At 72.8% G+C, this 19521-nt stretch carries 16 protein-coding genes; 12 read left to right on the forward strand and 4 right to left on the reverse strand.

All coding sequences use genetic code 11. From position 1 onward, the window contains the following. Positions 1-19: 19 nt before the first annotated feature. The gene (locus tag DEJ47_RS03665) at positions 20-1642 is read right to left on the reverse strand and encodes a M81 family metallopeptidase (protein WP_150164866.1); all 1623 of its coding nucleotides are present in this window, start codon (positions 1640-1642) and stop codon (positions 20-22) included. Next, positions 1639-2832 (reverse strand): ROK family transcriptional regulator, encoded by a 1194-nt coding sequence (locus DEJ47_RS03670; protein WP_150164868.1) that lies wholly within the window; start codon positions 2830-2832, stop codon positions 1639-1641. The genes DEJ47_RS03665 and DEJ47_RS03670 overlap by 4 nt, the downstream gene beginning before the upstream one ends. A 219-nt stretch (positions 2833-3051) precedes the next feature. Between DEJ47_RS03670 and DEJ47_RS03675 the strand changes: the two genes are divergently transcribed. From DEJ47_RS03675 to DEJ47_RS03715, 9 genes are all read left to right on the forward strand, one after another. Next, complete coding sequence (locus DEJ47_RS03675; RefSeq protein WP_150164870.1) at positions 3052-4893, forward strand: peptide ABC transporter substrate-binding protein; 1842 nt, start codon at positions 3052-3054, stop codon at positions 4891-4893. Continuing rightward, complete coding sequence (locus tag DEJ47_RS03680; protein ID WP_150164872.1) at positions 4890-5849, forward strand: ABC transporter permease; 960 nt, start codon at positions 4890-4892, stop codon at positions 5847-5849. The genes DEJ47_RS03675 and DEJ47_RS03680 overlap by 4 nt, the downstream gene beginning before the upstream one ends. Further along, positions 5846-6751 (forward strand): ABC transporter permease, encoded by a 906-nt coding sequence (locus DEJ47_RS03685; protein WP_202456861.1) that lies wholly within the window; start codon positions 5846-5848, stop codon positions 6749-6751. Before DEJ47_RS03680 ends, DEJ47_RS03685 begins: the two co-directional genes overlap by 4 nt. 17 nt (positions 6752-6768) lie before the next feature. Then, on the forward strand, positions 6769-8841 hold the full coding sequence (locus DEJ47_RS03690; RefSeq protein WP_150164874.1) for an ABC transporter ATP-binding protein: 2073 nt from the start codon (positions 6769-6771) through the stop codon (positions 8839-8841). Next, positions 8838-9755 (forward strand): homocysteine S-methyltransferase, encoded by a 918-nt coding sequence (mmuM, locus tag DEJ47_RS03695; protein WP_150164876.1) that lies wholly within the window; start codon positions 8838-8840, stop codon positions 9753-9755. The genes DEJ47_RS03690 and mmuM overlap by 4 nt, the downstream gene beginning before the upstream one ends. 91 nt (positions 9756-9846) lie before the next feature. After that, the gene (locus DEJ47_RS03700) at positions 9847-10932 is read left to right on the forward strand and encodes a WD40/YVTN/BNR-like repeat-containing protein (protein ID WP_150164878.1); all 1086 of its coding nucleotides are present in this window, start codon (positions 9847-9849) and stop codon (positions 10930-10932) included. 33 nt (positions 10933-10965) lie between these two features. Beyond that, positions 10966-11643 (forward strand): uracil-DNA glycosylase, encoded by a 678-nt coding sequence (locus DEJ47_RS03705; RefSeq protein WP_150164880.1) that lies wholly within the window; start codon positions 10966-10968, stop codon positions 11641-11643. After that, the gene (locus DEJ47_RS03710) at positions 11640-12665 is read left to right on the forward strand and encodes an N-acetylglucosamine kinase (protein ID WP_150164882.1); all 1026 of its coding nucleotides are present in this window, start codon (positions 11640-11642) and stop codon (positions 12663-12665) included. Before DEJ47_RS03705 ends, DEJ47_RS03710 begins: the two co-directional genes overlap by 4 nt. Positions 12666-12782: 117 nt before the next feature. Further along, positions 12783-13727 carry a sirohydrochlorin chelatase gene (locus tag DEJ47_RS03715; RefSeq protein ID WP_150164884.1) on the forward strand — a complete coding sequence of 315 codons (945 nt, stop codon included), beginning with the start codon at positions 12783-12785 and terminating at the stop codon, positions 13725-13727. A gap of 77 nt (positions 13728-13804) precedes the next feature. Here DEJ47_RS03715 and DEJ47_RS03720 read toward each other — a convergent pair whose 3' ends face one another. Both DEJ47_RS03720 and DEJ47_RS03725 read right to left on the reverse strand, forming a co-directional pair. Beyond that, positions 13805-14845: a lactonase family protein gene (locus tag DEJ47_RS03720; protein WP_150164886.1), complete on the reverse strand. Its 1041-nt coding sequence runs from the start codon at positions 14843-14845 to the stop codon at positions 13805-13807. A 96-nt stretch (positions 14846-14941) separates the two neighbouring features. After that, positions 14942-15559, reverse strand: coding sequence for a LysE family translocator (locus tag DEJ47_RS03725; protein WP_150164888.1), 618 nt, complete (start codon positions 15557-15559; stop codon positions 14942-14944). Positions 15560-15747: 188 nt separating this feature from the next. Here DEJ47_RS03725 and DEJ47_RS03730 point away from each other — a divergent pair, with 188 nt between their 5' ends. From DEJ47_RS03730 to DEJ47_RS03740, 3 genes are read left to right on the forward strand one after another with little or no spacing between them, the layout of a single operon-like run. Then, entirely contained in the window at positions 15748-16239 is a 492-nt protein-coding gene (locus DEJ47_RS03730; protein WP_223828219.1) for a DUF2243 domain-containing protein, read from the forward strand. Then, entirely contained in the window at positions 16236-17087 is an 852-nt protein-coding gene (locus tag DEJ47_RS03735) for a cytochrome c oxidase assembly protein (protein ID WP_223828220.1), read from the forward strand. The genes DEJ47_RS03730 and DEJ47_RS03735 overlap by 4 nt, the downstream gene beginning before the upstream one ends. A gap of 19 nt (positions 17088-17106) precedes the next feature. Then, on the forward strand, positions 17107-19470 hold the full coding sequence (locus DEJ47_RS03740; RefSeq protein ID WP_150164890.1) for a SpoIIE family protein phosphatase: 2364 nt from the start codon (positions 17107-17109) through the stop codon (positions 19468-19470). Positions 19471-19521: the final 51 nt, after the last annotated feature.

Consider the following 19521-nt stretch of genomic DNA (forward strand, 5'->3'; position numbering starts at 1 on the left):
TGCGGGCGTCTCGAAGGGATCACCCTCGCAGACCCGTTCTCGCAGCTGAACCCCCTTCGCACGGAGAGAGCGGGGCGAGCGGGGCGAGTCGGGTCGGTGTCAGGTCGGGTTCCTCATCGTCGTACGCGTCCTCGTCGAACGGGTACAGCGGGCGCTCCACCCGGTGGTGGCCGAGCCGCGGCAGGTCCTGGTCGACGCCTCCCGGGGTGAGGGCGAGGAGCCAGTCGGCGGCCATGTCGTGGAGTTCGGGTTCGAGGTAGCCGATCTTCACGACGACGAGGTCGTACGTGCGGGGGTCGATGCCGAGGCCGCCCTCCGCGGGGCCCATGAAGTCGGCGAGCGTGTGGAACGGCTTGCGGCGCTCGACGAGGATGACGGTGAGGCCGCCGTGGCGGACGGCCGCCATGTCGACGCCGCGGTCGTAGGCACCGCCCTCCGCCCGGTCCTTCCGGTCGGCGGCGCGCTGCAGCGCGACGACGGTGCCGGTGAGGTCGCAGGGGCCGCCGTGGTGCGCGTCGACCTTGCCGCCGACGCTCAGCGTGACCTCCGCGCCGATGCCCGCCTCGAAGCACCGGGCGACGGCCACCGGGTCGGTGATGCCGGGGTGGACCGCGGTGACCCGGCCGGAGCGGATGGCGTCGTCGTCGAGGAGCCTGACCAGCATGTACGCGAGGTCGCCCGCGCCGCCCGCCGTCGGGTTGTCGCCCGAGTCGCTGATCAGGAAGGGCCGCGCGTCCGACGCCACCGCCTCGGCGATGCATTCCTCGGCGGAGCCCGTCGGGCCGACGAAGACGAAGTCGCGGCGCGCGTCCCAGTAGCGGCGGGCCAGCTTCTCCGCCTCGGAGACGGCGAGGCCGGCGTCCTCGCCGGTGACGACGACGGCGGCCCGGCAGCGCGGTTCGTCGGCCCAGGCGTAGCCGACCCACAGTGCGGCGTCGAGGATGCCGGGGAGCTTCTCGATCTCGGCGAGGGAGGCGTAGAGGGACTTGGCGGGCTCCAGGCGGGTGCTGGTCTTCTCACCCGGGAGGAGGACGGGGACCTGGACCCATGCGCGGTGCGGGCGCACGCCCTCCCGCAGGCACCGGACGAGGTTGCGGGCCGCGCGTTCGCGGGTCTCCCAGGCGTCCTCGTGTGGGGCGAGGCGGTGGGCGGTGAGGAGGTCGACGGGTTCGGCGAAGCGGCGTGAGACGTTGCCGTGCAGGTCCATGGCGGCCGAGATCATCGGGCGGCCGGTGCCGTCGGGGGTGCCCACGGAGTCGAGGACGGCGCGCACCGCTTCGGTGAGGTCGGCCTCCGCGTCGGTGAGGCCGATGACGCTCATGGCGCCGTGGATGTCGTGGACCAGACCGTCGAGGGGGCCTGCCTCGCGTATGCGGGTGACGAGTTCGTCCTTGAGGATCAGGTACGACTCCGCTTCCACGGGGCCGCCGGGCAGCGAGGTGGCGTGCAGCAGGGGCACCCACTCCACGGTGTCGGCGAGGTCGGAGTCCGCCTGCGTCCAGGTGTAGCGGTCGAGGAGGTCCTGGCCGCGCGTCCGGCGGAAGTCGTCGACCGTGGAGCGGTGCGGGCAGAACGTGGACGACTCGATGCCGATGCCGCCGATGCCGATGCGCAGGCGGCGGGGGTGTGCGGGGGTGGTCATGCGGGTGCGCTCTCTTCCTGCGGGGCGGGGGTGGGGCCGGGCGCGGTCGGGAGGTGCTTGCTCAGCGCCGTGAGGCCCGCGCCGAGCAGGCCCGCGTCGACACCCGTCACCGTGGTGGTGATCTCCAGGTCGGCCGTGGCGAGGGGCAGGCAGCGTTCGTAGAGGACGCCGCGTACGGCCGCGACCAGGGGTTCCGCGGTGGCGAGTACGCCGCCGAGTGCCACGGCCTGCGGGTTGAAGAAGTTGACGACGACGGACAGGACCGTGCCGATGTGCCGTCCGGCGGTGCGGACGAGGGTGGTGGCCTGGGGGTCGCCGTCCGCGACGAGCCGCAGCAGGTCGCCGGTGTCGGACACCTCGACACCCTGCCGGGCGAGTTCGCGGATGAGGGCGGCGCCGCTGGCGACGGTCTCCAGGCAGCCGATGTTGCCGCAGCTGCACGGGCGGTCGCCGGCGGCGTCGACGCGGACGTGGCTGATGTCGCCCGCGCTGCCGTTGGCGCCGTCGTGCGGGCGGCCCGCGGAGATGACGCCGCTGCCGATGCCGCGGCCCGCCTTGACGACGACGAGGTGCTCCAGTTCCGGCCGGGCCGCGCGGTGCTCGCCGACGGCCATCATCGTGGCGTCGTTGTCGACGGTGACGGGGATGCCGAGGCGCTCCGCGAGTACCTCGCGCAGGGGGTAGCGGTGCCAGCCGGGCATGCGGGACGGGCTGAGGACGCGTCCGGTGCCGGGTTGTACGGGCCCGGGGAAGGCGACGCCGAACGCGCGTACCGTGCGGCCCTCGGTGCGCTGCCGGGCGACGAGCGCGTCGGCCTGTTCGCAGAGCCAGTCGACGGCGGTGTCGGGGCCCGCGGTGATGTCGTGCGGCAGGTCGACGGCGTCGCTGACCGTGCCGCCGAGGTCGACCGCGCCGAGCCGCGCGTGGTGGCTGCCGAGGTCCGCGGCGAGGGCGACGCCGCCCTGCGCGGCCACCCGCAGGAGCCGGGGCCTGCGGCCGCCGCGTGACGCGCCCTCGCCGGACTCGGTGAGCAGGCCCGCGTCGACGAGCTCCTGCACGCGCAGGGAGACCGTGGAGGGGGCGAGTCCCATTTCGCGTACGAGATCGGCGCGGGACGTGGCCGCCCCCGACGAGACCAGGTGCAGGATGTGCTGCCCCGAGCCCGGCTCGCCGAGTGGTGTTCCGGTCATACGGCCGCCCCCAGTTGCATACCCATTGCTTCGACGCGTTTGTTCGACAACGGGACGAACACTAGGGCGAGTCGAAGCAAGTTGGCCAGACGTTCCCGCCTTTTCACTTCTTGCCGAATGAACCTATTGACTTGTTTTTCGGGGTCGGCCTAGCGTTCGGGCGCCGCCCCGTCGTACTCCGGCACGGGCCGGCCCCGTCCCCCCTGGAGGCCCATCGCCATGCGCTCACTCAGGTCCGCGGCGGCCACGCTGCTCGTCCTGGCGGCCGCCCTCACGGGCTGCACCCGCGAGGGCGGCCATATCGACATGGGCCCCACCGGCGGCATCCCGGTCGAGGGCGGTACCGCGACGATGGCGCTGCCGCCGTCGGCGACGCCCAACTGGATCTTCCCGATCGGTGCGCCGGGCTACGGCGCCTCGTACAACTACGGGATCAATTCGCTGCTGTTCACGCCGGTGTACGACGCGGTGCAGGACGAGGCGGAGGGCGAGCTGACGACACACGGCCCCGGCACGCTGGGCCTGGCGCCGAAGTACAGCGACGGCAACAAGACCGTGACCGTGCCGCTGCGCGAAGGCGTCGAGTGGTCCGACGGCAAGCCGGTCACCGCACGCGACCTGGAGTTCTGGTTCAACCTGGTCAGGGCCAACAAGGCGGACTGGGGCAGCTATTCGGTCGGCACGATGCCCGACAACGTCAAGCGGTTCGAGACGCTCGACGACCACACCGTACGGCTGCACCTGACCCGCGCCTACAACCCCGACTGGTTCTCCGCCAACCAGCTGGTCCTGCTGCGTGCGCTCCCCCGGCACGCCTGGGACGCGAAGACCGACGGCGGCAGGATCGGCGACTGGGACCGCACCCGCGAGGGCGCCAAGGCCGTCTTCGCGCGCCTGACGAAACACGCGAAGAGTCTCGGCTCGTACGGTTCGGACCCGCTCTGGAAGACGGTCAACGGGCCCTGGAGGCTGGCGGAATGGCGTGACAGCGGGCAGGTCACGATCGTGCCGAACGAGAGGTTCACCGGCCCGGCGTCGGAGCGCCCGCGCCTGGACAAGGTGGTGTTCAAACCGTTCACGACGGCGGACTCCGAGTACAACGTGCTGCGTTCGGGTGGCGTCGACTACGGCTACATCCCGCCCTCGGTGATGGCGCAGAAGGAGAAGTTCGAGGACAAGGGGTACCGGGTCGATCCGTGGGAGGGCTGGGCGGCGACGTACATCGTCTACAACTTCAACTCCACGCGCGGCGGCCCGATGATGGGCCAGCTGTACATCCGGCAGGCCATGCAGCACCTCGTCGACCAGAAGGCGATGAGCGACGTCGTCTGGCAGGGCAGCGCGACGCCGACGCTCGGCCCGGTGCCGGTCACGCCGAAGAGCCAGTACCTGTCCGAGAAGATGGAGAAGAACCGGTACCCGTTCTCCGTAGACAAGGCCAAGGCGCTGCTGAAGCGGCACGGCTGGCGCACGGAGGACGGCACGGCGCGCTGCGTACGCCCGGGGACGGGCCCCGACGAGTGCGGCAAGGGCATCGCGAAGAACACGCCCCTCGAACTCACCCTGCTCTCCCAGTCCGGGTCCACCGAGACGACGAACATGATGCAGGAGCTCAAGTCGTCGCTCTCCAAGGGCGGCATCGAACTGACCGTGCGACAGCAGCCGCTGAACTCGGTGCTCGGCAACTCCGTCCCGTGCACGGCGAAGGACCCGGGCTGCGACTGGGACATGTCGTTCTTCGGGACGGCCGGCAGCTGGTACTACCCGCTCAACCCCAGCGGCGAGCAGCTCTTCTCCACGGGCGCGTCCGCCAACTTCGGCAACTACAGCGACAAGAAGGCGGACCGCATCATCCGGGCCGTGCAGTACTCCCCCGACATGCAGGCCGTGCACGAGTACGGGGAGTACCTCGCCGAGCAGCTGCCCGTGATGTGGATGCCGAACCCCGCGTACCAGGTGTCGGTGATCCGCAACGACCTGCGCGGCGTCTCGCAGAACCCGACCGTCACCTTCGCGCCCCAGCACTGGTACTACGTCAAGAAGAAGGGGGCCGAGAAGTGACCGGCTTCACCGGCTTTCTGGTCAAGCGTCTGCTCCAGGCGATCGTCGTCCTCTTCCTCGTGTCCGTCATCGTCTTCGTGCTCCTGCACATGCTGCCGGGCGGCCCCGCCCGCGCCATCCTCGGCCCGAAGGGCACACCGCAGCAGATCGAGCACTTCAACCACCAGCAGGGGTACGACCGTTCACTGCCGATGCAGTACGCGATGTACGTGAAGCGGCTGCTCATGGGCGACCTCGGCGAGTCGTTCAAACTCAACTCGCCCGTCCTCGACCTGTTGAAGCAGCGCCTGCCGAAGACGCTGCTCCTCACCGTCCTGTCCACCGTCCTCGCGGTCGTCATCGCCGTCCCGCTCGGTCTGCTGCAGGCCGTGCGGCGCGGCAAGGCGTCGGACTACGCGCTGACGGGCCTCGCCTTCCTGCTGTACGCGACGCCGGTGTTCTTCCTCGGCCTCATCATGATCATCCTGTTCGCGCAGGTCATGCCCGTCTTCCCGGCGGAGGCACCGCAGGGCGAGACGATCGGCGCACTCCTCGGCGACTTCACGGGCCTCGTCCTGCCGGTGGTCACCATGGCCTTCGGCATCATCGCGATGTTCAGCCGCTACATGCGCTCGGCGGTGCTCGACAACCTCACCGAGGACTACGTCCGTACGGCGATGGCCAAGGGCCAGTCGGACCGCCGGATCATGGTCAGGCACGTCCTGCGCAACGCGCTGATCCCCCTCGCGACGCTCCTCGGCCTGTATCTGCCGACGCTGTTCAGCGGCGCCCTCGTCGTCGAGTCGATGTTCAACTACCCCGGCATGGGGCTGCTGTTCTGGAACGCGGCGCAGGGCTCCGACTTCCCCGTCCTGCTCGGCGTGACGCTCGTCGTCGGTGTCGCCACCGTCGTCGGCTCACTGCTCACCGACGTCCTGTACGCCGTCCTCGACCCCCGGATACGGAGCCTGGCATGAGTACCACGGTCACCCCTGTCACCGCCCCGGGCCACGAGGACGCCGCGCGGGCCACGCCGTCGCTGGCCCGCCGCACACTGCGGGTCTTCACCGGCAACAAGCTCGCCCTGACGGGCGTGGTGGTGCTGCTCCTGCTGCTCGCGTTCAGCTACCTCGGCCCGCTGGTCCACGACACCGAGCAGGTCCACACCGACCTGTCGCAGGCCAACCGGCCGCCCGGCGGCTCGGGCCACCTCCTCGGCACCACCGACCTCGGCTACGACATGGTCGGCCGCCTGATGGTCGCCGGACAGACGTCCCTGGAGATCGGCCTGGCGGCCGGCCTCCTCGCCACGCTCTTCGGCACCGTCTACGGCGCGGTCAGCGGCTACTTCGGCGGCTGGGTCGACGCGGCGATGATGCGGGTCACGGACGCCGCGCTCGCCATCCCCGCCATGTTCCTGCTCGTCGTGGTGGCCGCCATCATCACGCCGAGCAAGGGCGTCCTCATCATGATCATCGCGGGCGTCGCATGGCTGTCCCCCGCCCGCCTGGTGCGCGGCGAGGCCCTGTCGCTGCGCAACCGCGAGTACGTGCAGGCGATGCGCATGATGGGCGGCGGCGGCACGCGCGCCGTCTTCCGGCACATCGTGCCGAACGCCGTCGGCACGGTCATCGTCAACTGCACGTTCCAGATCGCCGACGCCATCCTCTACGTCAGCTACCTGGCTTTCCTCGGCCTGAGCATTCCACCGCCCTCGGCCGACTGGGGATCGATGCTGTCGGCCGGCATCACCTACACCCAGAACGGCTACTGGTGGCTGATCTTCCCGCCGGGCATCGCGATCGTGCTGGTCGTCGCCGCGTTCAACTTCATCGGCGACGGGCTGCGTGACGCATTCGAAGTACGGCTGCGGAAGTAAGAGGGAGTGCCCCGAAGATGACCGACCCCCAGCGCACCACGGCGACCGATCCCCTCCTCTCCATCGAGGAGCTGCGCGTCGACATCGCCTCGCGCGACCGCACCGTCCACGCCCTCGACGGCGTGTCCCTGTCCCTCGCCCCCGGCGAGGCCCTGGGCATCGTCGGCGAGTCCGGCTGCGGCAAGACGATGACCGCGCTCAGCGTGCTCGGCCTGCTGCCGCCCGGTGGCGAGATCACCGGAGGCCGCGTCCTGTTCGACGGACGGGACCTCGCCGCGGCTCCGGCGCCCGTCCTCCAGGACGTCCGCGGCAACACCATCGGCATGGTCTTCCAGGACCCGCTGACCTCCCTCAACCCGACGATGACCATCGGCGCGCAGGTGGCGGAGCCGCTGCTCCTGCACCGCCCCGGCATCGGCAGGAAGGAGGCGTGGGCGCGCGCCCGGGAGATGCTGCGGCTCGTCGGCATGCCGCAGCCCGCCGAGCGCATGAAGGCCTACCCGCACCAGCTGTCCGGAGGCATGCGACAGCGCGTCGCCATCGCCATGGCGCTGGTGTGCGAGCCGAAACTGCTGATCGCGGACGAGCCGACGACAGCCCTCGACGTGACGACGCAGCACCAGATCCTGGAGCTCGTCGACGACCTGCGCGCCCGGCTCGGCATGGCCATGATCCTGGTCACCCACGACCTGGGCGTCATCGCCAACCGGGTGGACCGGGTCGCGGTGATGTACGCGGGCAAGGTCGCCGAACAGGCCGACGTCCGCAGCCTGTTCGCCCGACCGCGCCACCGCTACACCGAGGCGCTGTTCGCCGCGCTCCCCGAGCGGGCGGCCGGCAGCGGCACGGCGCTGCACACCATCCCCGGGCTCCCGCCGAACCTCGCGACGCGCCCCACGGGCTGCCGCTTCGCGCCGCGCTGCACCTTCGCGACGGACGAGTGCCGTTCGACGGAACCACCGCTCGCAGACGACGAACCGCTGGGCGCACGCCACCGGTTCGCGTGCTTCCACCCCGTGCCGACCGAAGCCGCCACCGAGGACGAGACCGTGGCCCCGGCGACCGTCCCGGCCACCGGTGCCCCCGGTGGCGTACTCCTCGAACTCGACGCGCTCGTCAAGGAGTTCCCTCTCAAGGGCGGCGCGTTCGCGCGCAGCCGGGGAACCGTGAGCGCGGTCGGCGGGGTGTCGCTGACGATCCGCAAGGGCGAGACGTTCGGCATGGTCGGCGAGTCCGGCTGCGGCAAGACGACGCTCGGGCGGATCGTCGCGGGCCTGGAGGAGCCGACCAGTGGCGCGGTGCGCTTCGAGGGCTCCGACCCGGCGCGGATGTCGCGGGCAGAGCGGCGCGCGCACCGGCGCCGCGTCCAGTTGATGTTCCAGGACTCCACCGCCGCGATGGACCCGCGCATGCGGGTCGGCGACATCCTGCGCGAACCGCTCGTCATCCAGGGCGTGGGCAGCCGCGCCGAGCAGGAGAGCCTCGTCGCCGAGCTCCTCGACGCCGTCGGGCTGCCGCGCGGCGCCGTGCGCCGCTACCCCCACGAGTTCTCCGGCGGGCAGCGCCAACGCCTGGGCCTCGCGCGGGCGTTGACGCTCTCGCCCGATCTGGTCGTCGCCGACGAGCCGGTCTCCGCTCTCGACGTGTCCGTGCAGGCGCAGATCCTCAACCTGATGCGGGAGCTGCAGCGCGAACGCGGTCTCACCTATCTGTTCATCTCGCACGACCTCGCGGTCGTACGCCATCTGGCGGACACCGTCGGAGTCATGTACCTGGGCAAGCTCGTGGAGTCGGGCCCGGCCGAGCAGGTGTACGCGCATCCGCTGCACCCCTATACGCGCGGGCTCCTGGACACGGTCAACCTGCCCGACCCGGCGGCCGCCGGGTCGGGCCCGGAGCGCATCCCGCTGGAGGGCGAGACGCCGTCCGCCGCGAAGCCCCCGTCGGGCTGCCGTTTCCGTACCCGCTGCCCCCTCGCGCAGGACGTGTGCGCCACGACGGAACCACCGGTCAGCACGCCGAACGGCACGGGACACCGGGTGGCCTGCCACTTCCCGCTCGCCTCGCCTCGGCTAGCGTCGACGGTGTGAGACTCGTCGAAGCCCTTGCCCAGCGCCCCCTCGTGCTCGACGGCGGCCTCTCCAACCAGTTGGAGGCCGCCGGGCACGACCTGAGCGACGCCCTGTGGTCCGCGCGGCTCCTCGCCGACGAGCCCGCCGCGATCGAGGGCGCCCACCGCGCGTACTACGAGGCGGGCGCCGAGGTCGCGATCACCGCGAGCTACCAGGCGACGTACGAGGGGTTCGCACGGCACGGCATCGGCGCCGGGCGCACCCGCGAACTCCTGACCTCGAGCGTCGACCTGGCCCGGCGCGCCGGATCGGCCGCCGGGCGTGAGGTGTGGGTGGCCGCGTCCGCCGGGCCCTACGGAGCGATGCTCGCCGACGGCTCGGAGTACCGGGGGCGGTACGGGCTCTCCGTGGACGAGCTGGAGCGGTTCCACCGGCCCCGCCTGGAGACCCTCGCCGAGGCCGGACCCGATGTCCTCGCTCTGGAGACCGTGCCCGACACCGATGAGGCGCGGGCCCTGCTGCGGGCGGTGCGCGGCCTCGGGGTGCCCGCCTGGCTGTCGTACAGCATCGCGGGCACACGCACGCGCGCGGGACAGCCCCTGGAGGAGGCCTTCGCGCTCGCCGCCGACGCGGACGACGTGATCGCGGTCGGCGTCAACTGCTGCGACCCGGGGGACGCGGAGGCGGCGGTGGCGCTCGCCGCGCGGGTCACCGGGAAACCCGTGGTCGTCTATCCGAACAGCGGGGAGACGTGGGACGCGGCCGCCCGGTCCTGGCGGGGGCCCACCCGGTTCGCGGCCGGGCAGGTCGCGGGGTGGCGGGCGGCCGGGGCGCGGCTGATCGGCGGCTGCTGCCGGGTGGGGCCCGCTGCGGTCGCGGAGGTGGCCCGGGAGCTGGGGGCCGGGCGCGAAGGGCTAGGACACGGGGGGTGACCTGCGGGAATGTCGCGCCGCAGGGTGACTGTCAGTGGTGGGGTGCAGACTGACGGATACCTGAGACAACGACGTCGCGGAGGTGGCCACGATGGCCGATGTACTTCTGACCGTAGGCACACGCAAGGGCCTCTTCATCGGCCGCAGGCGAGGAGGTGCCTGGGAGTTCGACGACAGCCCGTACTTCAACGCGCAGGCCGTCTATTCGGTGGCCATCGACCCCCGCGGCCCCTCCCCACGCCTGCTCGTCGGCGGTGACAGCGCGCACTGGGGGCCTTCCGTCTTCCACTCCGACGACCTCGGGCGGACGTGGACGGAACCGTCGAAGCCCGCCGTGAAGTTCCCCAAGGAGACCGGGGCCTCGCTGGAGCGGGTGTGGCAGCTGCACCCGGCGGCCGCCGAGCCGGACGTCGTGTACGCGGGCACGGAGCCCGCCGCGCTGTACCGCTCGGAGGACCGCGGCGAGTCCTTCTCCCTCGTACGCCCCCTGTGGGAGCATCCCACCCGCTCCAAGTGGGTGCCGGGCGGCGGCGGGGAGGGCCTGCACACCGTGCTGACCGACGCCCGCGATCCGCGCGCGGTGACCGTCGCCGTGTCCACCGCCGGCGTGTTCCGCACCGAGGACGGCGGCGCCAGCTGGGCCCCTTCGAACGACGGTGTCTCGGCGGTGTTCCTGCCCGATCCGAACCCCGAGTTCGGGCAGTGCGTGCACAAGGTGGCGCGGGACGCGGCCGACCCGGACCGCCTGTACCTGCAGAACCACTGGGGTGTGTACCGCAGCGACGACGCGGGCGCGCACTGGACCGACATCGGCGGCGGGCTGCCGTCCGACTTCGGTTTCTCGGTGGTCGCGCACCCCCACCGCGGTGGCACGGCGTACGTCTTCCCCATCACCGCCGACAGCGACCGCGTCCCCGCCGACCACCGCTGTCGCGTCTACCGCACCACCGACGCGGGCGAGACATGGGAGCCGCTGAGCGCCGGCCTGCCGGACGAGGACCACTACGGCACGGTGCTGCGCGACGCCATGTGCAGCGACGACTGCGACCCGGCGGGCATCTACTTCGGCAATCGCAACGGGGAGGTGTTCGCGTCGGCGGACGACGGCGACACCTGGCGGCAACTCGCCTCGCACCTGCCGGACGTGCTGTGCGTGCGGGCCGCGGCCATCGGTTGATCACCCCGGCCGTTACGGCAGTAGGGTGACGCCGTGGCACCACGACCCTTGCATGAAATCGTCGAGACCGGCTGGGCCGAGGCCCTGGAACCGGTGGCCGGACGGATCGCCTCGATGGGGGACTTCCTGCGCGCGGAGATCGCCGCGGGACGCACCTATCTCCCGTCGGGGGCGAACGTCCTGCGCGCCTTCCAGCAGCCCTTCGACGACGTCCGCGTCCTGATCGTCGGCCAGGACCCCTACCCCACCCCAGGTCACGCGGTGGGCCTGTCGTTCTCGGTCGCGCCCGATGTGCGGCCGCTGCCCGGCAGCCTCATCAACATCTACCGCGAGATGAACAGCGACCTGGGCCTGCCCGCGCCGACCAACGGCGACCTCACGCCCTGGACGCGACAAGGCGTCCTGCTGCTCAACAGGGCGCTCACCACCGCACCGCGCAAGCCCGCCGCGCACCGGGGCAAGGGGTGGGAGGAGGTCACGGAGCAGGCCATACGGGCGCTCGCGGCGCGCGGCAAGCCGCTGGTGTCCATCCTGTGGGGCCGCGACGCGCGCAACCTGCGGCCGCTGCTCGGGCAGTTGCCGTCGGTGGAGTCCGCGCACCCCTCCCCCATGTCGGCGGACCGCGGCTTCTTCGGGTCGCGGCCCTTCAGCCGGGCCAACGACCTGCTGGTCCAGCAGGGGGCGGATCCTGTGGACTGGCGGCTGCCGTGACACCCCAGCAGTCCGGCGGGCACGGGCCGGAGTGCGTGCTCGGCGTCGATTCGGGCGGTTCGGGTCTGCGGGCCGCCCTGCACGTGCCGCGGGACATGCGCCGCCCCGAGCCCGTGCGTTCCGCGGAGCCGGTGCGCACCGGTGCGCGCGGCATCGACGCCGGGCACTTCGTGGCGCAACTGCTGCCCATGGCGCGGGAATTGCTGGAGCAGGCGGGCGGCGGCCGGATCGCGGCCGTCGCCGTCGGTGCCGCGGGCATGGCGACCCTCGGTGACGACCTCCGCGCCGAACTCCCCGCGGCGCTCGGCCGCGCGCTGGGCGTTCGGCGCACGGCACTGGCCGCCGACGCGGTCACCGCCTACGCGGGAGCGCTCGGTGACCGTCCCGGCGCCGTCGTCGCCGCGGGCACCGGAATGATCGCGATCGGCACGGACCTGACCGCTTGGCGCCGCGCCGACGGCTGGGGGCATCTCCTCGGTGACTGCGGCGGCGGCGCGTGGATCGGCCGCGCCGGGCTCGAAGCGGCCATGCGGGCGCACGACGGCAGGCGCGGCGCCTCACGGGCGCTGCTCGAACGTGCCGAAGCGGTGTTCGGGCCCCTGGCCGAGCTCCCGGGGCAGCTCTATCCGCGCACCGACCGGCCCGCCGTCCTCGCATCCTTCGCACCCGTCGTCGCGGAATGCGCGTCGGACGACCCGGTGGCGGAGGGCATCCTGCGGGCCGCGGCCCGGCACATCGCCGAGTCCGCGGCCGCCGTCTGCCCCGTCGCGGACACCTGCGAAGTCGCCTTCACCGGCGGCCTGTTCAACCTGGGCGACCCCCTGCTCGCGCCCCTGCTCGCCGAACTCGCCGAGCAACTGCCGCACGCGCGGCCGGTTCCCGCGGCAGGCGACCCGCTCGACGGCGCACTGCGCATGGCGGCGGACATCGCCCGGGGCGGGTTGCGGCTGCCGCTCGACTCGCGCATGCTCTCGGTCCACGAGGGGGGTGACCTGGAGGATGGAGCATCACGGCGCAGGTGACCATGAAGAAGGCGACAGTTGACCTCTACGTAATTCATCAGACAAAAACGGACTTATACCGCCCACCTGCACCCTCCCCGAACAGGGATGGCCCGCAAGCCAGTAGCATGCGGGCGCATGAGCTCCCCCACTGGGCCCGCATCCGGCCTGCCTGTACGAATGCCGCGCCCCCGTCAGCCGGGCCGGCACCGCCGTCCGGAGCCCGTCGCGGCTCCTGAGGGCGCGCCCGCACTTGTTCTCGCCGTGCCGGGCGTCCCCAGCACCACCATGCGCGGCCTCGCCGAGGAAGTCGTGAGCATCGCCCGCTCCGAGCTGCCCGGCCTCGACGCCAGGATCGGTTACCTCGACGGTGAGGAAGACGCCACCGTCACGTCGTTCCCCGAGTTCCCCTCGCTGCACTCCGTGCTCGCGCACGCGGCCGCCGAGCGCACCGCCCGCGTCGAGCGTGCGCGTGCCGCGGGCGCCGAGGTGGCCGACCCCGAGGGTCCGGTCGCCGTCGTCGTGCCGCTGCTCGCGGGCCCCGACGCCGCGCTGATGCGCCGCCTGAGGCAGGCCGTCATGGACAGCCGTGCCGCCGCCGAGCTGACGGACGTCCTCGGCCCGCACCCGCTGCTCGCCGAGGCCCTCCATGTGCGCCTCTCGGAGGCGGGGCTCGCCCGCGCCGACCGCGCCCGCCTGTTCACCGTGGCCACGGCCGCGGACGGCATCGTGCTGGCCACCGTCGGCGGCGAGGAGGCCGTGCAGGCCGCCGGGATCACCGGCATGCTGCTCGCCGCGCGCCTCGCGGTGCCGGTGATGGCCGCCGCGCTCGACGAGGAGGGCGCCATCGCGGCGACCGCCGAGCAGCTGCGCGGTTCCGGCTCGACGCAGCTGGCCCTCGCGCCGTACCTGATCGGCCCCGAGCTCGACAGCGCCCTGCTGGAGGCAGCCGCGAAGGAGGCGGGCCTCTCCGTCGCCGAGCCGATCGGCCCCTACCCGGCCATCGGCAAGCTGGCGCTCGCCAAGTACACGACGACGCTCGGCATCACGCCGCAACAGCCCTCGGGCGCGCCGGCGCACTGAAGCGATCCGTACGTACGACGACGGGCCCCGCCCCGATGTGGGGGCGGGCCCGTCGTCGTACGGTGGCACGACCCCGCTCAGCCGAAGACCACGCAGGAGGCCGCGGGCGCCGCGACGGAGCCCGTGCGGCCCGGGATGCCCGTCTCCTGGTCGATCGCGAACCAGGTGACGTCCCCGGAGCGCTCATTGGCCGCGTACAGGTGCCGTCCCGCCGGGTCGATTGCCAGGTCGCGCGGCCACTTCCCGCCGCACGGCACGGTCGCCTTCAGGCTCGGCACGTCGCCCGTCTCATCGAGCGCGATGACCGAGATGACGTCCGGGCCGCGCGTGGCGGTCCACAGGAACCGCCCGTCGGGCGCGATCACGACCTCCGAGGGGTATGTGTCGCCCTCCGGGGCCTCCGCCAGGATCGGCAGCTCGCCGAGCGGCTTGAGGGAGCCGTCGGCGGCGTCCCAGGCGCAGACGGTCAGGGTGGGGCTGAGCTCGTTCAGGACGTACGCGCGGTCGCCGCGCGGGTGGAACACGAGGTGCCGCGGTCCGGACCCCGGCCGCAGCGCCACCTCGCGGTGCAGGGTCAGCCCGCCCTCGCCGAACGCGCAGACCCGCACGGAGTCCGTGCCGAGGTCGACACTGACCGCCCAGCGTCCGCTCGGGTCCGCGAGGACCTGGTGCGCGTGCGGACTCTGCTGTCGCTGCGGATGCGGTCCCGAGCCGGTGTGCCGGAGCTCGCTCGACGGCGTGGGGGCGAGGGTGCCGTCGGCCCGTACCCGCACGGCGGTGACGCTGCCCGACCGGTAGTTGGCGGTGAGCACGTGTCCGTCGTACAGGGCGAGGTGGGTCGGCGCGGAACCGACCGGCACGGGCGGCCCCGTGAGTTCGGCCTTGTCCCCCGCGGTGCGGAACGCGGCGACACCGCCGTCCGAGGTCTCGCTGACCGCGTAGAGCGTCTCCCCGTCGGGTGAGAGCGCGAGGTACGAGGGGTCGGCGACCGTGTCCGTGGCGCCGAGCACGGTCAGCGCACCGCTGTCCGGCGCGACGGCCGCGGTGAGGACACCCGGTCCCCCGGCCGCGGTGAAGGATCCGATGTACGCCCGCCCCGCCTGTCTGCCGACGACCACGACTTGTCCCCTCTCGACCCGGGCGCACCGTCCGTCACGCCTCTCGTGCGCCAGACGCTAGCAGTCGGTCTAGACCATCGGGCGGTCCAGGGGACGTCATTCCACCGCCGCCACCCCCACGCCCACCGCGATGAACAGCCCGCCGGTCGCCCGTTCCCAGCGTCGGCGCCAGGCCGGGCGGTCCAGGACCGTGCGCAGGCGGACGGCGACGCGGACGAGGGACAGCCAGTAGACGATGCCGATGACGACGTCGACCGCGCCGAGCAGGAAGATCTGTTGTGTCAGGGAGCCGCCCCGGTCCACGAACTGCGGCAGGACGCTGAGGAAGAACAGGGCGGCCTTCGGGTTGAGGACGTTGCTGAGGAAGCCCTGCGTGAAGCTGTTGCGGCGCCCTCCGACGGGGGTCGTCAGTTCCGGGGCCGGGATGTCGGCCTTCCGTGCGTCCCGCAGGGCTCGCACGCCCAGATAGATGAGGTACGCCGCACCGGCCAGCTTGATGACGGTGAAGGCCACCGCGGATCTCGTGGCGATCACCGAAAGCCCCAGCGCCGCCGCACACATGTGCACGCACAGGCCTGTCTGGGCGCCCAGCGCCGCCGCGCGCCCCAGGGACGCGTCCCGCGCGGCCGCCCGCACGATCACCAGGAAGTCGGGGCCCGGCACGAGATAGGCCAGCAGTACGACCCCGAGGAATCCGGCGAGATCGATCGACATCGCATTGCTCCGTCCTGCGGTCGGGCGCGTCCCGCCCGCACCGCGGGACGCCTCATCCCTCGTGGGTTCCACGGATGCGACGGCTCACCCACATGAACCCGATTGCGCCGGGACCCTGCGCACGGGCGGTGCGCGGGGGTAGGCGTACCCGGCAGCAGACCGACCCCGCCCTCCAGAAAGGCAGCCCCATGAGCACACCGGCCCATCCGTACACGGCGCCCGGGACCGGCCGCGAGCCGCGCAGGTCGATGGTGGTGTGCGGGGTGATCGGCGCGGCGGTCACCGCGGCGCTCGACGAGATCGTCTTCCACCAGATCCTGCACTGGCACCACTTCTACGACCGCTCCACCCCCGGTGTGGGGCTGCTCTCGGACGGACTGCTGCACACCGCCGAACTGCTCGCCCTGGTCGCCGGGTTCTTCCTCTACGCCGATCTGCGCCGTCGCCGCGCGCTCGCCCCCGCGCACGCCCTGGCCGGGCTGTTCCTCGGCGCGGGTGCCTTCCAGCTGATCGACGGCATCGTGGACCACAAGCTGCTGCGTCTGCACCAGGTCCGCTACGGCGTGGACGTCACGCCGTACGACTGGGCGTGGAACCTCGCCGGTCTCGTGCTGCTGGGCGTCGGCGGGGCGCTGGCCGTCCGTGCGGCGCGCCGGAGCAGGGCGAGGTCCGTGGCGTGACGGGCTCGCACGGTCAGCACGGCGCCGCCATGGGGCCGGGTGCCGGGGAGCTGATCGCGGTCGTCGGCGCGGGTCTCGTGGCCTGCGGCTACCTGCTCGCCGCACGCCGGCTGCGGCGGCGCGGCGACACCTGGTCCCCGTGGCGTGACGTCGCGTTCGGCACCGGTGCCGCGGGCGTCGTCTGGGCGGCGGTGGGGCCGCTGCCCGGCGGGCCGTTCACCGCCCACATGGGCCGGCACCTGCTGGTCGGCATGGCCGCCCCGCTGCTGCTCGTCCTGGCCCGCCCTCTCACCCTCGCCCTGCGCAGCCTGTCGCCCGGCACCGCACGCCGGTGGCTGCTCGCCCTCGCCCACTCCCGGCCCGCCGGATGGCTGGTCTTCCCGCCGCTGGCGGCCCTCCTCGATGTCGGCGGGCTGTGGGTGCTGTACCGCACGCGGCTCTTCGCGGGCATGGGGCACGAGCCGTGGCTGCACGCGCTGGTCCACGCGCACGTCCTCGCCGCCGGGCTGCTGTTCGCCTTCACCGTCTGCCGGCTCGACCCCGTGCGGCGCCGCTGGGGCCTCACGGTGCGCGGCACGACCCTGCTGGCCGCGGGCGCCGCGCATGCCGCGCTCGCCAAGACCCTGTACGCGACGGCACCGCCCGGCACCTCCTTCACCGCCGGTGATCTGCACGCCGGGTCGCAGCTCATGTACTACGGCGGCGACCTGGTCGAAGCCGCGCTCGCCGCCGTGGTGGCCGCCTCCTGGTACCGGGCCGCCGGGCGGCGGCAGCGGCGCCGGGCCTCCGCTGACTGGGCGTACCGCGGTTGTGCCCGCCCCGCGGACAGCGGATTCTTGGGAAGATGAACGGGGCTGGTGTGGCGCCATGACGGCGGGGAACCGTGAGCAGGCCGACTTCCGTGGTCCCCTCGACGTCACCAGGGCGGCCACGGCGGTCATCGACGCCCACGACACGGTCATCGGGTGGAGTCCGGCGGCGGAACGGCTCCTCGGCTACGCCCCGGGGGAGATCGTCGGGCGGCCGGTCGCCACGTTCCTGGCACCGGGCGCGACGTCCTCCGGCCCGCCGCTCCGGTTCCAGGGGAACGAGATCCGCGTCGCCCGGCACCGCGACGGGCACGACGTGGTCGTCGCCACCGGGGTGTGCACCCTGCCGGGTGCGGGTCCGGCGGTGCGCGTCCTCGTCGCGGCGGAGCTCACGGCCCTGCGGCAGTGGGAGGCCCGCCTCGCCCTGCTGCACGGGCTGGCCACCCAGTCCCCCGTCGGCCTCGGCATCTACGACACCGACCTGCGTCTGACCTGGTGCAACACGGCGTACGAACGGGAGATAGGGCGTCCGTTCGACGAGTTCCGCGGGCTGCGCGCCGACGAGCTGTACTCCGACGGGAAGTTCGTGACCAGGGGCCACCCGCCGACGCTCGACGCGGTCATGCGGCACGTCCTCGACACCGGTGAGCCCTTCCTGGACCTGCACTTCCAGGGCCGCCCGCCCAGCGATCCGGACACGGAGCACCTGTGGTCCTGCGCCTACTACCGGCTCCAGGACGCCGATGGACGCGTGATCGGGGTGTGCGAGGACGCCTTCGACATCTCCGACCGCTACAAGGCGCAGCGGAGGCTCGCCCTGCTCGTCGAGGCGGGGCGCCAGGTCGGCGGCGCCCTCGACGTTCAGGTCACCGCCGAGAAGATCACCGAGGTGGCGGTGCCGGAGTTCGCCGCCGAGGTCACCGTCGACCTGGCGCAGGCGGTCCTCGACGGCGAGGTGCCGGCCACCAGCGGCGCGGCGGCGGCGTCGCTGGTGCGGGTCGCCCGCTGCTGCCCGGGGGAACGGGCCCATGAGTCCGGCGGGCCCTCCCCCGTGCGGTACCCGCCCGGTTCTCCGCAGGACCGCAGTCTCTCCTCCGGTGGGCTCGTGCTCGACGAGTCGGAGCTGGTCGTGCCGTTGCGGGCCGGGAACAGCGTGCTCGGCCTCGTCACGTTCCTGCGTGGCACGGGTGGGGCCGCCTTCGACAGCGGGGAGGTCGCGCTGGCCGACGAGCTGGTCGCCCGTACCGCCGTGTCCATCGACAACGCCCGCCGCTTCACCCGCGAGCGCACCGCCTCCCTCGCCCTCCAGCGGCAGCTGCTCCCCCAGCAGCTGCCGGAACAGTCCGCGGTCGACCTCGCCCACCGTTATCTGCCCACGGACGACGTGACGGGCGTCGGCGGCGACTGGTTCGACGTCATCCCGCTGTCCGGGACCCGGGTCGGGCTCGTGGTCGGGGACGTCGTCGGCCACGGGCTGCAGGCGGCGGCCACCATGGGGCGGCTGCGGACGACCGTGCGGGCCTTCGCCCAGCTGGACATGGACCCCGTGGAGCTCCTCGCCCGGCTCGACGACCTGGTGGCGCAGTCGGCGGAGGAGCAGTGGGGCGGCCCGTTGGCGGCGGGCGGGGCGTACGCCGACGTGACGACCGGTGCGACGTGCCTGTACGCGGTCTACGACCCGGTCTCGCGGCGCTGCGTCATGGCCAGGGCCGGGCACCTGCCGCCCGCGGTCGTCGACCCGGACGGCCGGGTCTCCTTCCCCGAGCTGCCGGCCGGGCCGCCCCTGGGGCTCGGCGGCCTGCCGTTCGAGTCCATGGAGATCGAGCTGCCGGTGGGCAGCCTGCTGGCCCTGTTCACCGATGGCCTGGTGGAGGCTCGCGACCGCGACATCGACCACGGGCTCGACACCCTGGGCCGGGTGCTCGGCGACCGTGACGCGTCGCTCGAGGAACTCTGCGACCGGGCCGTGGCGGAGCTCCTGCCGAGCGGCTCCACGGCCGACGACACCGCGCTGCTCCTCGTCCGCACCCGCGAGCTCGATGCCTCGCGGGTCGGCGAGTGGGAGCTGCCCGCGGACCCGGTGGCGCCGGGTCGGGCCCGGGAGCTGGCCACCCGGCAGCTGCACGCATGGGGCCTCGAAGAGCTGTCGTTCGCCACGGAACTCGTCGTCAGCGAGCTGGTGACCAACGCGGTCCGCTACGGCGGTGGCCCCATCCAGGTACGCCTCATCCGTGACCGCACCCTGCTGTGCGAGGTCGCCGACACCGGCCACACCTCACCGCATCTGCGCCACAGCACCGAGGAGGACGAGGGCGGGCGTGGCCTGCTCATCGTCGCGCAGCTCGTCCAGCGGTGGGGCACGCGGTACACCCACTCCGGCAAGACCATCTGGACCGAACAGACCTTTCCCGCCTCGAACTGACGGCTGCCGGTCGCGAGTTGGTTAGGGTGGCGGGCAGAGCGGCGTCAACGG

The organism is Streptomyces venezuelae (genome assembly GCF_008642355.1).
GTDB lineage: Bacteria > Actinomycetota > Actinomycetes > Streptomycetales > Streptomycetaceae > Streptomyces > Streptomyces venezuelae_B.